Origin of the sequence: Pseudomonas sp., assembly GCF_036404235.1 — a bacterium.
In the GTDB taxonomy this organism is placed as follows: Bacteria; Pseudomonadota; Gammaproteobacteria; order Pseudomonadales; family Pseudomonadaceae; genus Aquipseudomonas.
In genome coordinates, this window is sequence record NZ_DASWOT010000023.1 from 16,501 (window position 1) to 30,384 (window position 13,884).

Genomic DNA, 13,884 nt, shown 5'->3' on the forward strand with positions numbered 1-13,884 from the left:
CGATGACTGAACGTCTGGCCGATATGCGTCGTAACTACGCCCGCGATGGTTTGGCCGAAGCGCAGGCGACGGATGAACCCTTTGCGCTGTTTCATCAGTGGTTCGCCGAGGCCGTAAAGACTGAGCAACCGCCGGTGGAGGCCAATGCCATGACCCTGGCCACGGTGGATGCCGATGGGCGTCCGCACAATCGAGTGCTATTGCTCAAGGGGCTCGATGAGCAAGGTTTTACCTTTTTCACCAATTATGACAGCGCCAAAGGCCAGCAACTGATTGCACGTCCTTTTGGCGCAATGACCTTCTTCTGGCCCACGCTTGAGCGTCAGGTGCGTATCGAAGGTCGGGTGGTCAAGGTGACTGCCGAAGAGTCCGACGCCTACTATCAGGTTCGACCGTTGGGTAGTCGCCTAGGCGCATGGGCGTCGCCTCAAAGCCGGGTGATTGCCGACCGCGCTGAGCTGGAAAACCTGCTGGTTGCCACCGAGCAACGTTTCAGCGATAGCCAGCCCCATTGCCCGGAGCACTGGGGCGGCTATCGTCTGGTGCCGGATCGTATCGAGTTCTGGCAGGGGCGTCCTAGTCGGCTTCATGACCGGCTGAATTATCGTCTGGTGGACAGTCAGTGGACGCGAGAACGTCTAGCGCCCTGATACAGTTCGGCGGATGGCGTTGTTTTGTTTGAATCAAATGAGTGCGCGGTCGTCCATAAATGTAGACGCTCGCGTATCTGTATCGCGCCTGAATGAACGTAAATTATCGGTACAGGACCGTGACATCGATTAGCGTCGCGGAGTCTAATGGCTACCTGTTCCTCTGGAGATAACCTTTATGCGTAAGTCTGTTCTGTTGGTTGCGTCGTTTACCGCCATGGCGCTGACACTGGGCGGCTGTACTTCCAATCTGACCGGCGATTCCTATTCCCGGGACGAAGCCCGGACAGTCCAGACCGTTCGTTTGGGGACCGTGGAATCCCTGCGCCCCGTGAAGATTGAAGGCACCAAAACGCCTATCGGCGCCGGTGCCGGTGCGATTGTTGGCGGTGTCGGCGGCAGCGCGATTGGCGGTGGTCGAGGCAGCATTGTGACTGCGGTCATCGGTGCTGTAGCAGGTGGTCTGCTGGGGTCGATGACTGAAGAAGGTCTGACCCGTACTCAAGGCGTGGAAATCACCGTACGTGAAGACGACGGCACTATGCGAGCCTACGTTCAGGAAGTTCAGGAAAACGAGATTTTCCGTGTTGGCGAACGTGTTCGTATCATGACGGTCAACGGCACCAGCCGCGTTGCGCACTAAGCCTGGTTTCATCGGTTTGTGCTGATATAGAACGTTGCTACACAAAACGCCCCGATTTGTCGGGGCGTTTTGCATCCTAAAGAGGGCTATTTGCTGGCGACTGTCTGTTTGCTACTTGCCATCGCGATAATGGCGTAGCCGACAAATGCGGCAAGGATGGACCCGGTCAAGATACCCGTCCGGTCCATTCCGGCGAATTCACTCTGACCCGGAACGAACGCCAGTGATCCGACGAACAAGCTCATGGTGAAGCCTATACCGCAAAGGATCGACACGCCCAGCACCTGCCCCCAGTTCGCTCCAGTGGGCAACACGGCAATGCCGGTCCTGACCGCCAGCCATGTCAAGCCAAACACACCGAGCGTCTTGCCCAGCAGCAGGCCCAGCGCGATACCCATTGGCACATGATGGGTAAAGCTCTCAAGCGTTACGCCAGCCAGTGATACCCCCGCATTGGCAAATGCAAAGAGCGGCAGAATGCCGTAGGCCACCCAGGGGTGCAGACCGTGTTCCAGTCTTAAAAGCGGTGAGGATTGCTCTCGCCTTACATTGATTGGAATGCAGAACGCCAGAATCACGCCCGCCAATGTGGCATGCACACCGCTTTTCAGCACGCAGATCCACAATAGCGTACCGACGACCATATACGGTGTCAGTTTGACCACGCCCATTCGGTTCATGGCGACCAGTGTAACGATCGATGCACCCGCCAGGGTTAGCGACAGGTTGGACAGCTCACCGGAGTAGAACAGCGCGATGACGATGATTGCGCCCAGGTCATCGATGATTGCCAGCGTCATCAGGAATAGCTTCAGCGATACAGGCACCCGTTTGCCCAGCAGCGCCAGTACGCCGAGTGCGAACGCGATATCGGTGGCCATCGGGATAGCCCATCCGCTCATGGCCGCAGGGTGGTCTTTGTTGAGTGCCCAGAAGATCAGCGCGGGGATCACCATGCCACCCACGGCTGCGGCACCCGGCAGGACGACTTGCGACAGTTTGGACAAATGTCCCTGCACGACCTCGCGCTTGACCTCCAGCCCTATCAATAGAAAGAACAGCGCCATCAAGCCGTCGTTGATCCAGAGCAACAGCGGTTTGGCGATTTTCAGCGCGCCCACCTGGGCGACTACCGGAACTTCAAGCAATCCGTTGTAGATCCACGAAAGCGGCGAGTTATTGATGATCAATGCAAGTGCTGCGGCAGCGATCAGTAGCAAGCCACCGGCAGCCTCCAACTGGAAGAATTGCTTGAATGTAATGCGAGCTGGCAAGGTGGCTCTCCATGTCTGTGCGCAAAAGAAGCGCCACCCTAACCTGTGCATTTACTTCTGAAAACAAAATTTATATTCGTTTTTATTATAAAAAAATGCGTGTTGCTGTCTTTACAAAGCCCCTGTCAGTTGGATTGTAAAGTGCGGTAGGGCAGCGCCTTTTTGATAAGTAAGATTATTCTGAATATTAGGTAGTCGACGAAACTTGGCCGGCGTGAGCGCCGTGTTTGGCTAACCTGCCTGCGCTGTTACCGCGACTCGTCGCGTCAATCTCATTTTTTTACTATTGGGTTTTCATCATGAGCGACCTGCGCCAATGGTCCCGCGAAGCCATTCGTATCATCGAAGCGGATTTTCAACGCAGCGCCGATACCCATCTGATTCCCCTGGAACTCCCCGGTTTTCCCGGTATCGATTTGTACTTCAAAGACGAGTCCAGCCACCCAACGGGTAGTCTCAAACATCGGCTGGCGCGTTCACTGTTTCTGTATGCGTTGTGCAACGGCTGGCTCAAGCAGGGCGCTCCGGTAATCGAGGCCTCCAGTGGTTCCACGGCCATTTCCGAAGCCTACTTTGCGCGTTTGCTCGGCTTGCCGTTTATCGCGGTGATGCCCGCCGCGACTTCGCAGGAAAAGGTCGATCAGATAGCGTTCTACGGTGGCCAAGTTCATTTGGTACAAGACCCGTCGCAGATCTACGCCGAATCAGAACGCCTGGCGCGTGAAACGGGCGGGCATTTCATGGACCAGTTCACTTACGCTGAACGCGCCACGGACTGGCGGGCAAACAACAATATCGCCGAATCGATCTTCCAGCAGTTGCGTTTTGAAACGCATCCAGAGCCTGCATGGCTGGTTTCCAGCCCCGGTACAGGCGGCACGACCGCCACGCTCGGGCGTTATGTCGGTTATCGTCAGCACCCCACTCGTGTGTTGTGTGCCGACGCCGAGCGCTCAGTGTTTTTCGATTTTTATCGCAGCGGCGATGCGGGTTTGCTGCTCGATCATGGATCACGCATCGAAGGGATCGGCAGGCCTCGTGTGGAGCCATCGTTTTTGCCCAACGTCATCGACGCGATGATCAAGGTGCCGGACGCATTATCGTTGGCGGCCATGCATTACCTGGCGCAACGGCTGGGGCGCCGGGTTGGAGGCTCAAGCGGCACCAATCTGATCGGTGCCCTGATGGCGGCGCAGCAGATGGTCCAGACGGGAGAAACGGGCTCCATCGTGGCGATTCTATGTGACGGCGGCGACCGTTACGCCACCACTTATTACCACCCGGACTGGCTCAAGGCTCAGGGGTTTGAATTGGCTGGCTTGATCAATGCCGTGGCGGCATGCGCGGAGCGAGGCGAGGCGTTGCCTGAAGGAATTTTACGGGAGAGGATTTGATTGTCTGTAGCCAGCAGCCCGGCAGTTCTCATCAAACACAACATAACCAACTGAATAAAAGGATTCTCTATAGGAGCTGCCGAAGGCCGCGATAAGGTCCACAGGACCTTCAGGGGGCATCCGCACATTGGGCGCGTGCGCATCATCGCAGCCTTCGGCGGCTCCTACAGGTCCCGTGTCTGCTTCGCAACGAGCGACCGCTTGCAGGATTGCGTCAGCGTGAAGCTCAGGATGATGGGCCTGGCACAACAATCCCCAACATGCTCCTGGCCAGCGCTTCGGCAATCCGAATACCGTCCACGCCCGCTGACAAAATCCCCCCTGCATAACCTGCGCCTTCGCCAGCCGGGAACAGGCCTTTGACGTTGAGGCTTTGCATGTCGTCGCCTCGGGTGATGCGCAGCGGCGATGAGGTACGGGTTTCGATGCCGGTGAGCACCGCGTCATGTTGGGCGAAGCCTTTTATCTGTTTGTCGAACGCCGGCAACGCTTCACGAATCGCTTCGATGGCATAGGCGGGCAGTGCGTCCGCGAGATCAACCAGCTTTACGCCGGGCTTGTAGGACGGTTCAACGCTGCCCAGTTCGCTGGACGCCTTGCCCGCGATGAAGTCACCCACTAACTGCGCAGGTGCTTCGTAGTTGTTGCCGCCCAATACGTAGGCATGGGTTTCCAGGCGTTCCTGCAATTCGATCCCGGCAAGCGGGCTGCCTGGGTAGTCTTCGTCCGGGGTGATACCGACCACGATCCCCGAGTTGGCGTTGCGCTCGTTACGTGAGTATTGGCTCATGCCGTTGGTCACGACCCGACCAAGCTCGGATGTCGCCGCGACCACCGTGCCGCCTGGGCACATGCAGAAGCTGTAGACCGAACGGCCATTTTTGGCGTGGTACACCAGTTTGTAGTCTGCCGCGCCGAGTTTCGGGTGGCCGGCGTATTTACCCAAACGGGCACGGTCGATCAGGCTTTGTGGGTGTTCGATGCGAAAGCCCACCGAAAACGGCTTGGCTTCCATGTACACGCCACGGGCGTGGAGCATGCGGAAGGTGTCCCGCGCGCTATGGCCGAGGGCCAGAATTACATGACGCGACTCGATGCGTTCGCCGCTGTCGAGTACCACGCCTTGCAATTGGCCATCTTCGATCAATACATCGGTAACACGCTGCTGGAAACGCACTTCGCCGCCCAGCGCTTCTATCTGTTTGCGCATGTTCTCGACCACGCCGGTCAGACGGAAGGTGCCGATGTGCGGTTTGCTGACGTAGAGAATCTCTTCTGGCGCACCGGCTTTGACGAACTCATGCAGCACTTTGCGACCATGGAATTTCGGGTCTTTGATCTGGCTATAGAGCTTGCCGTCGGAGAACGTCCCGGCGCCGCCTTCGCCAAACTGCACGTTGGATTCGGGGTTCAACACGTTCTTGCGCCACAGCCCCCACGTGTCTTTGGTGCGCTCACGCACTTCCTTGCCGCGCTCAAGGATGATCGGCTTGAAGCCCATTTGTGCCAATAACAGCCCGGCGAAAATACCGCAGGGGCCGAAGCCGACGACAATCGGGCGCTCGCTCAGATCTGTAGGCGCATGACCGACGATTTTGTAGCTGACGTCTGGCGCAGGGGCAAGGTGTCGATCATTGGACAGGCGTGCCAACAGCGCAGCCTCGTCGCGAACCTGGAAGTCGATGGTGTAGATGAACTGCAGCTCGGAGGATTTTTTTCGCGCGTCGTAGCTGCGCTTAAATAGCGTGAAGTCGATCAGTTCGTCGCTATCGATCCCCAGACGATGCAGGAGGGCAGGGCGCAGCGCGTCGTCTGCGTGCTCCAGGGGCAGTTTGAGTTCGGTGATTCGTAACATTGAAAGGTCCAGTTCCGGGCCGCAGGTTCTGCCCGGCAGCGCTACAAGAACCGGCGATTATAAGCCACATTGGCCAGTGAGCGGATGTCCGAATGCCTGGTAGAGATTTTGCGTATACAGCCTGTTGTTGGAGGCTTGCCCGCGAAGGCTCCAGTTCCGGCGATAGATGTGTCGATTGGAACGACGGTTCGCGGGCAAGTCGGATCGCCGCCCGCTCGCCCCAACAGGGTTTCGTTAATCGTTTCGGCCACCACCGTAGTACGCGCACCCACGCTGCACTTGGCCGTTGACCCGCAATTGGGCGGTCAAATGCTGCACTGAGCCGTTGACCGGATCGACACAGCGTTGCGGCGCGACCCACAGCTCAACATGCTGGTCGTTGGCGTCGGTGACCAGATTAAAACGACCGTCAGGCAATTGTTCTTCCATGTAGGGCACGGCAAACGGCTCTTTGCCTTCCCGTTCCAAAACCATGCCCTTGCCGCCGGCATTGAGGTTCCACTTTGGATTGTTGCCACTGGCGTGAAGGGTCAGGCGTTTGAAGTTGGGGTCCATGCAGGCGTCGTTGGGGCGCTCGACGCGGTAGAACTGGTACAGGCTCAATTGGCCTTCACTGCCCACTGCTTTGCTTGCCACGAAGTTACCGCGCACGTCGGCAAACGCCTTACCGTTCTTGTCCACGACGGACGCGGCCTCTTGAAGGATGCCGGTGTTGCCTTTGTCCAGCACTGCATACAGACGGTGCTCGTCGCACGGCTGGAACATCAGCTTGCCATTCTGGCCGGTCAATTCGCCCTGCATGCGAATCATCCCCGCAGTGGAGATCTTGGTGTCATCGGATTTCGGTGCCAGCATCTGGCATCCAGCGAACAGCGGCAGCAAGGCGAACATCACAAGGGAACGAACGGCGAACATGAGGCGAGTCTCCAGACAAGTGCCGCCACGTTACTCAGCCTGTTCGCTCATCACAAGAGCTGATTAGCCGACGTGATAAGTCTGTCCGGTTTGTAACCCTTCGACACTTTTCGCATAGGCCAGTGCAACCTGCGCAGCAGGCACTGGTTTGAAGCCGCGAAAGTAAGGCGCATAGCTGTCCATCGCCTCCACCAGTACGTTAGGGCTGACCGAGTTAACCCGCATGCCGCGTGGCATTTCGATGGCTGCAGCTCGTACGAACGCATCGATAGCGCCGTTCACCAGACTGGCTGACGCGCCAGCCGCGATGGGGTCATGGCTGAGAACACCGGTGGTGAACGTGAACGAGGCGCCGTCATTGGCGAATTGACGACCGATCAGTAGCAGATTGACCTGTCCCATCAACTTGTCACGCAACCCTAGGGCGAAAGATTCTTCGCTCATCTGGGCCAGTGGTGCGAAGGTTACGTTGCCTGCCGCACAAATTAATGCGTCGAAAGAACCCGTCCGTTCGAATAGTTTCCGGATGGAGGCACTGTCGCTAATATCGACATGTTCGTCGCCACTGTTGCGGCCTATGCGAATAATGTCGTGGCGTAGGGCCAATTCTTTTTCGATCGCCGAGCCGACGGTCCCGCTGGCGCCAATCAATAGAATTTTCACGGTGCAGTCCTTCCTTATTGGGATCAGGCGCACAGTGTGAATCGCGTTTACCTGTGTGATAAAGGGGGTAAACGGCAAACCCGGTTTGTCGATAAGGAAACAATCATGAGTGAAATGGACGATCTGGCAGCATTCGCCATGTTGGTTGAGGCGAACAGCTTCACCCTCGCCGCGCAGTGGCTGGACACCAGCACCAGCCAATTGTCCAAGCGCATCAGCAAACTTGAAAAAAGCTACGGTGTGACCTTGCTGCATCGCACGACCCGCAGCCTGACGCTGACCTCGGCAGGGGCGATTCTGCTGCCTGAAGCCCGTGCGTTGTTGATGCAACGGGATCGGGTGCGTGACGCCATGGCCTATTTGAGTGAGAGCTTGTCCGGCACCGTGCGCCTGACCGTTCCCGTGTCGCTGGGTGAGACATTTTTTGAGGGGTTGCTGACTGAGTTTTCCGAAACTTACCCACAGCTTCAGGTGGAGCTGGACCTCAATAACAACTTCCGGGACATGCGCCGCGATGGTTTCGACCTCGGCATTCGCTCCAGCGTAGGCGTTGATGAGCGCTTGGTCGCCAAACCGCTTCTGGCTATGCAGGAGTTGACCTGCGCAAGCCCCGCGTATCTGGAACAGTTCGGCAAACCGCAGACGCCGGAAGATTTGCGCTCCCATCGCTGCCTGCTCAACAGTCATTACAGCGGTCGCGAGTCCTGGGTGTATCACCAGAATCATGAGCTGCACAGGGTGCCTGTGAAAGGCATGTTCGCCAGTAACCATTACGATCTGTTGAAACGGGCGGCGTTGGCAGGGACGGGTATCGCCCGATTACCGTCATACATGATCCACAACGAACTCGACGATGGATGCCTGCACTGGTTGCTGCGCGATTACCAAACACCGATTTCATCGCTGTTTTTGGTGCATCCGTTTGAAGGGCAGTTGCCGCGACGAACACAAGTCATGGCCGATTACCTGACCACCTGGTTCGAGCGCAGCAGCGCGGCATTGGCGAAGTTGTAAGCAGCCGGGTTTGGCTGTGGGGAATGCCCTGTCAAGACGCCGTCTCGCCAACAAGTTGGCTCCTACAGGTAGGGCCAGGACGCATTGTAGGAGTGAACTTGTTCGCGAGGCAGCCAGCGGTGTACATCTACCGTGCCGTCTCGCGAATGAGTTCGCTCCTACAGAAGCATCGTTAGCCGCCGAGGTATGCATCCCGCACTTTCGGGTCAACCAACAGCTCTTCGCCTGTCCCTTGCATCACTACCCGACCGTTTTCCAGCACATACGCACGGTCGGCGATTTTCAAGGCCTGGTTGGCATTTTGCTCAACCAGAAACACTGTTACGCCATCACGCCTCAATTGTTCAACAATCTCGAAGATCTGCTGAATGATGATCGGCGCCAGGCCCAGTGAAGGCTCGTCGAGCAGCAACAACTTAGGCTTGCTCATCAGTGCGCGACCGATGGCGAGCATTTGCTGTTCGCCGCCGGACATGGTGCCGCCGCGCTGATTGAAGCGTTCCTTGAGGCGCGGGAACAGGTGCAAGACCTTGTCCATTTGTTCCTGATAATCGCCTTTCTCGGTGAAGAAACCGCCCATGGCAAGGTTCTCTTCGACGGTCAGGCGGGCGAACACGCGACGGCCTTCCGGCACCACCGCAATGCTCTTGCGCATGATTACTGACGACTCCAGACCGACCAGCTCTTCACCCATGTAACGGATGCTGCCGCTGTGGGCGCGCGGCGAACCGCACAGGGTCATGAGCAGTGTGGATTTACCTGCGCCGTTGGCGCCGATCAGGGTGACGATCTCGCCCTGGCGCACTTCGACGCTGACGCTGTGCAGCGCCTGGATCTTGCCATAGAAGGTGGAAACGTTATCGAACCGCAGCATTTACGCTTCCCCCAGATAGGCTTTGATCACTTCAGGATTGTCCCGGATCTGCTCAGGTGTACCGTCAGCCAGTGGCGTTCCTTGATTGATCACAACGATATGGTCGGAAATGCTCATGACCAGTTTCATGTCGTGTTCGATCAGCAAGACGGTGGCATTGTGTTCGTTACGCAGGACACTGATCAGCGCCTTGAGGTCTTCGGTTTCCTTGGGGTTCAAGCCTGCGGCCGGTTCGTCGAGCATAAGGATGCGCGGACGCGTCATCATGCAGCGAGCGATTTCCAGGCGGCGTTGCTGACCGTAGGCCAGGGTCCCGGCAGGGCGGTTGGCGAACTCTTTCAGGTCGACCGCTTCGAGCCAGTGTTCGGCGTATTCCATGGCCTGACGCTCGCTTTTGCGATACGCGGGGGTTTTGAACAGGCCGGACAGGAAGTTGGTGTTGAGGTGGCGATGCTGGGCAACCAGCAGGTTCTCGACTGCGGTCATTTCCTTGAACAGGCGCACGTTCTGGAACGTACGCACCACGCCCTTGCGGGCGATTTCATGACCGGCCAGGCCCTGAATCGGCTCACCATCCAGCAAGATGGTGCCCGCCGTTGGCTTGTAAAAGCCGGTCAGGCAATTGAACACGGTGGTCTTGCCCGCGCCGTTAGGGCCGATCATCGACACCACTTGTTTCTCGTGAACGGTCAGGCCAACGCCATTGACAGCCAACAGACCGCCAAAGCGCATGCACAAGCCCGTGGCTTGCAGAAGTGGACGGCTCATTAGCTCAGATCCCCTTTGAGTTTCATGACGGGACGCTGCATGGGCAGGAAACCCTGAGGACGCCAGATCATCATCAGCACCATCAAGGCGCCGAAGCCCAACATGCGGTATTCGCTGAACTCTCGCATCATTTCGGGCAGCAGAATCATCACGATTGCCGCCAGGATCACGCCCAATTGCGAGCCCATGCCGCCCAGTACCACGATTGCCAGAATGATCGCCGATTCAAGGAAGGTGAACGACTCCGGGGTGATCAACCCCTGACGTGCAGCGAAGAAGCTACCGGCAAAGCCTGCGAACGCGGCGCCAAGGGTAAAGGCTGAGAGCTTGATGATGGTCGGATTCAAACCCAGCGCGCGGCAGGCGATTTCGTCTTCGCGCAGTGCCTCCCAGGCGCGGCCAATCGGCATGCGCAACAGGCGGTTGATCACGAACAAGGCCGCCAGTGCCAGCAGCAACGCTACCAGGTAAAGAAAGATGACCTTGTTGATCGAGTTGTATTCCAGGCCGAAGTACTCGTGGAAGGTCTGCATGCCTTCGGCGGCTTTGCGTTCGAAGGTCAGGCCGAACAGGCTGGGTTTTTCGATGTTGCTGATGCCGTTCGGGCCGCCCGTGAGGTCGGTCATGTTGCGCAACAGCAGACGAATGATTTCCCCGAAACCCAAGGTCACGATGGCCAGGTAGTCGCCGCGCAGACGCAATACCGGAAAGCCCAGCAGGAAACCGAACAGCGCTGCCATCAAGCCGGAAATCGGCAGGCAGATCCAGAAACCCAGGCCGAAGTAATGCGAGAGCAACGCGTAGCTGTAGGCACCGACCGCATAGAAGCCGACGTAACCCAGGTCCAGCAGGCCAGCCATGCCAACCACGATGTTCAGGCCCAGGCCAAGCATCACGTAGATCAGGATCAGGGTGGCGATGTCGACCGCGCCGCGCGAGCCGAAAAATGGCCAGATAAATGCGCCCACCACCAGCGCCAGCAAGAACCAGCGCTGGGTCGATGGCAGGGTGAGAAAGTTGCTGGCCTTGGCCGGGACACTCGGCATGCTCGGTGATGAGCGCCAGGCCGCGCTGATCTGCTCGGCGAACAGCACGCGCAGGAACATCAACAGCGCACAACTGAAGATGATCACGACAGTGGACGTGCTGGCGCCGATGACCGTCAGGTTGACCCCGACGATTTCCAGTTTCAGCCCGAGGATCGGGTAGGCCACGGCCAGCACCAAGAGGGCGCTGAAGAAGGCCGATTTGAGATTCCTGGTCATACTTTTTCAACCTCCGGACGGCCAAGCAGGCCGGTTGGCCGGAACAACAACACCAGGACGAGAAGACCGAACGCCACCACATCCTTGTATTGGTCGCCGAAGATATCGGCGCCAAACGCTTCAGCCACACCCAGCACCAGACCGCCGAGCATCGCGCCGGGGATACTGCCGATACCGCCCAAAACAGCAGCAGTGAAGGCTTTGATGCCAACCAGGAAACCAGCGTTGGGGTTGATTACGCCATACTGCATGCTCAGCAGTACCGCAGCGACCGCCGCCAGCGCAGCACCGATGACGAAGGTCAGGGCGATGATGTTGTTGGTGTTGATGCCCAGCAGGTTGGCCATCTTGATGTCTTCGGCGCAGGCGCGACAGGCACGGCCCAGGCGAGAGCGGGAGATGAACCAGGTCAGCGCGAGCATCGCGATCAGGGTGACGATGAAAATCAGGATCTGCATGTAAGAGATCACCACTTCATGGGTGCTTACACTGCCGAAAACGATGTTGCCGGGGATCAGGTTAGGGATCGACTTGTCCTTGGAATCCTGGGCCAACAGCACAGTGTTCTGCAGGAAGATGGACATGCCGATTGCGGAAATCAGAGGGATCAGGCGATTGCTGCCACGCAACGGGCGATAGGCGACCCGTTCAATGGCGTAACCGTAGGCGCTGGTTACCACGATACTGGCGACGAAGGCTGCGGTGATCACCAGCGGCAGGCTGTTGATGCCCAGCATGCTCAGGCCGGCAATGGCGATGAACGCCACGTACGATCCGATCATGTACACCTCGCCGTGGGCGAAGTTGATCATGCCGATGATGCCGTAAACCATGGTGTAGCCAATGGCAATCAAGGCATAGGTGCTGCCAATGGTCATGCCATTAACGAGCTGTTGGAAAAAATGATAGATGTCTATCTCGGGCATTGCCGCGTGCTCCTAAAAACCTTCTCGGTGTTTCACTGGTGAAGTCTTTTTCCCGCTCGCGCGTCGTGATCTACGTCCGCGTTCGGCACGAGCCCAGTGATTCACTGGTGCGGTTTCAAGATGTTCAGGGGGAAACAGTCTTGTGAACTGCATCCGGACCTTTTAAAACAAAGCCCACTGCGGTTGCAGTGGGCTCTGGGTTAACGCAAAGCGTGTGATTACTTCACAGGCGCTTCAGTCTTGGTGCCATCTTTGTGCCAGGTGTAGACGACGAATTTGAAGTCTTTCAAGTCACCTTTGGCGTCGAAGGACAGATCGCCGGTCGGGGTCTTGAAGGTGCCTGCGTGGATAGCAGCAGCTACTTTGGCGGTGTCTTCGGATTTGGCGGTGGTGATGGCGTCGGCAATCACCTCAACTGCGGCGTAGGCTGGGAACACGAACGGGCCGCTCGGGTCTTCTTTCTTGGCTGCGAAAGCCTCAACCAGTGCCTTGTTGGACGGGTCTTGGTCGAAGGATTTCGGCAGAGTCACCAACAGACCTTCGGAGGCGTCCTGGGCGATCTGCGAGATCGATGCGTTGCCCACGCCTTCTGGGCCCATGAAGCCAGCTTTCAGGCCCTTTTCTTGTGCCTGACGCAAGATCAGACCCAGCTCAGGGTGGTAGCCGCCGTAGTAGACGAAGTCGACATTGGCTTGCTTGAGCTTGGCGATCAGCGAAGAGAAGTCTTTGTCGCCGGCATTGATGCCTTCAAACACAGCGACTTTCACGCCGTCTTTTTCAAGGGTCTGTTTAACGGCAGTGGCGATACCTTCACCGTACTGCTGTTTGTCGTGGATGACCGCAACGACTTTAGGCTTGACCTGTTTGGCGATGTACTCGCCAGCGGCCGGGCCTTGTGCGCTGTCCAGGCCGATGGTGCGGAAGATCAGCTTGTAGCCGCGAGCGGTGATTTCCGGGCTGGTGGCTGCCGGGGTCACCATGATGATGCCTTCGTCTTCGTAGATGTCGGACGCTGGCTGAGTCGAGCTGGAGCACAGGTGACCGACCACGAACTTGACGCCGTCGTTGACCACTTTGTTGGCGACCGCTACCGCTTGTTTAGGGTCACAGGCGTCGTCATATTCCACAGCTTCAAGTTTTTTGCCAGCCACGCCGCCTTTGGCGTTGATTTGCTCGATGGCCATTTTGGCGCCGCTGAACTGCATGTCGCCATATTGAGCGACTGGGCCGGTTTTCGGGCCGGCGATGCCGATCTTGATGGTGTCGGCTGCGAACGAATGGCTGGCAACCCCCGCCAGAACCAGTGCGGCAAACAGTTTGGAAATCTGATTAATACCCTTAGTCATGATGCTCCACTCTTGCGTTGTCGTTTTTATAATCCTGAAGGCCAGAAGGCACAGGACCCGATTAATTTATCCAGGCCATGCCCCCGGCAACTGTACCGGAACAGTTTAGAGCGCCGGTTGAGCGCTTGAAAAGCTGGCTACGGGGGGCAAAGCCTATTGATGTCGCTTAATCGACAGAAAGATACACAATCAAGCCGGTCGGTCCCTGAGTGACGTCCCCAAATCTCTCGGCTTGTGCGAAGTTCTCTGCAATCAATCACTTGAATCTGGGTTTGTCTTGAGAAAACGGGGCGCTAT

The 13,884-nt window shown here is 57.4% G+C and carries 13 protein-coding genes; 4 read left to right on the top strand and 9 right to left on the bottom strand.

What is annotated here, in order from left to right; genetic code table 11:
• Positions 1-2: 2 nt before the first annotated feature.
• Both pdxH and VGC62_RS03005 read left to right on the top strand, forming a co-directional pair.
• Positions 3-650, top strand: a complete 648-nt coding sequence (pdxH, locus tag VGC62_RS03000) for a pyridoxamine 5'-phosphate oxidase (RefSeq protein ID WP_331185583.1) — start codon at positions 3-5, stop codon at positions 648-650.
• A gap of 178 nt (positions 651-828) precedes the next feature.
• The gene (locus VGC62_RS03005; protein ID WP_331185584.1) at positions 829-1,293 is read left to right on the top strand and encodes a glycine zipper 2TM domain-containing protein; all 465 of its coding nucleotides are present in this window, start codon (positions 829-831) and stop codon (positions 1,291-1,293) included.
• Between the two features lie 86 nt (positions 1,294-1,379).
• Here VGC62_RS03005 and nhaA read toward each other — a convergent pair whose 3' ends face one another.
• Positions 1,380-2,567 carry a Na+/H+ antiporter NhaA gene (nhaA, locus tag VGC62_RS03010; protein ID WP_331185585.1) on the bottom strand — a complete coding sequence of 396 codons (1,188 nt, stop codon included), beginning with the start codon at positions 2,565-2,567 and terminating at the stop codon, positions 1,380-1,382.
• Between the two features lie 299 nt (positions 2,568-2,866).
• Between nhaA and VGC62_RS03015 the strand changes: the two genes are divergently transcribed.
• Positions 2,867-3,961 carry a PLP-dependent cysteine synthase family protein gene (locus VGC62_RS03015; RefSeq protein ID WP_414705735.1) on the top strand — a complete coding sequence of 365 codons (1,095 nt, stop codon included), beginning with the start codon at positions 2,867-2,869 and terminating at the stop codon, positions 3,959-3,961.
• A gap of 226 nt (positions 3,962-4,187) precedes the next feature.
• Here VGC62_RS03015 and VGC62_RS03020 read toward each other — a convergent pair whose 3' ends face one another.
• The 3 genes from VGC62_RS03020 to VGC62_RS03030 all read right to left on the bottom strand — a co-directional run bounded on the left by VGC62_RS03020 (position 4,188) and on the right by VGC62_RS03030 (position 7,394).
• Positions 4,188-5,816, bottom strand: a complete 1,629-nt coding sequence (locus VGC62_RS03020) for an NAD(P)/FAD-dependent oxidoreductase (RefSeq protein WP_331185586.1) — start codon at positions 5,814-5,816, stop codon at positions 4,188-4,190.
• A 234-nt stretch (positions 5,817-6,050) separates the two neighbouring features.
• Positions 6,051-6,731 (bottom strand): hypothetical protein, encoded by a 681-nt coding sequence (locus VGC62_RS03025; RefSeq protein WP_331185587.1) that lies wholly within the window; start codon positions 6,729-6,731, stop codon positions 6,051-6,053.
• A gap of 63 nt (positions 6,732-6,794) precedes the next feature.
• Positions 6,795-7,394, bottom strand: coding sequence for a short chain dehydrogenase (locus tag VGC62_RS03030; RefSeq protein WP_331185588.1), 600 nt, complete (start codon positions 7,392-7,394; stop codon positions 6,795-6,797).
• 105 nt (positions 7,395-7,499) lie between these two features.
• Here VGC62_RS03030 and VGC62_RS03035 point away from each other — a divergent pair, with 105 nt between their 5' ends.
• Positions 7,500-8,408 carry a LysR family transcriptional regulator gene (locus tag VGC62_RS03035; protein ID WP_331185589.1) on the top strand — a complete coding sequence of 303 codons (909 nt, stop codon included), beginning with the start codon at positions 7,500-7,502 and terminating at the stop codon, positions 8,406-8,408.
• Positions 8,409-8,580: 172 nt separating this feature from the next.
• Here VGC62_RS03035 and VGC62_RS03040 read toward each other — a convergent pair whose 3' ends face one another.
• The 5 genes from VGC62_RS03040 to VGC62_RS03060 form a co-directional block, all read right to left on the bottom strand.
• Positions 8,581-9,282 carry an ABC transporter ATP-binding protein gene (locus VGC62_RS03040; RefSeq protein WP_331185590.1) on the bottom strand — a complete coding sequence of 234 codons (702 nt, stop codon included), beginning with the start codon at positions 9,280-9,282 and terminating at the stop codon, positions 8,581-8,583.
• A complete protein-coding gene (livG, locus tag VGC62_RS03045; RefSeq protein WP_331185591.1) occupies positions 9,283-10,050 on the bottom strand; it encodes a high-affinity branched-chain amino acid ABC transporter ATP-binding protein LivG in 768 nt (255 codons plus the stop codon).
• Positions 10,050-11,315 (bottom strand): high-affinity branched-chain amino acid ABC transporter permease LivM, encoded by a 1,266-nt coding sequence (locus VGC62_RS03050; protein WP_331185592.1) that lies wholly within the window; start codon positions 11,313-11,315, stop codon positions 10,050-10,052. Before VGC62_RS03050 ends, livG begins: the two co-directional genes overlap by 1 nt.
• Positions 11,312-12,241 (bottom strand): high-affinity branched-chain amino acid ABC transporter permease LivH, encoded by a 930-nt coding sequence (livH, locus tag VGC62_RS03055; protein ID WP_331185593.1) that lies wholly within the window; start codon positions 12,239-12,241, stop codon positions 11,312-11,314. The genes VGC62_RS03050 and livH overlap by 4 nt, the downstream gene beginning before the upstream one ends.
• A gap of 218 nt (positions 12,242-12,459) precedes the next feature.
• A complete protein-coding gene (locus tag VGC62_RS03060) occupies positions 12,460-13,587 on the bottom strand; it encodes a branched-chain amino acid ABC transporter substrate-binding protein (protein WP_331185594.1) in 1,128 nt (375 codons plus the stop codon).
• Positions 13,588-13,884 lie beyond the last annotated feature (297 nt).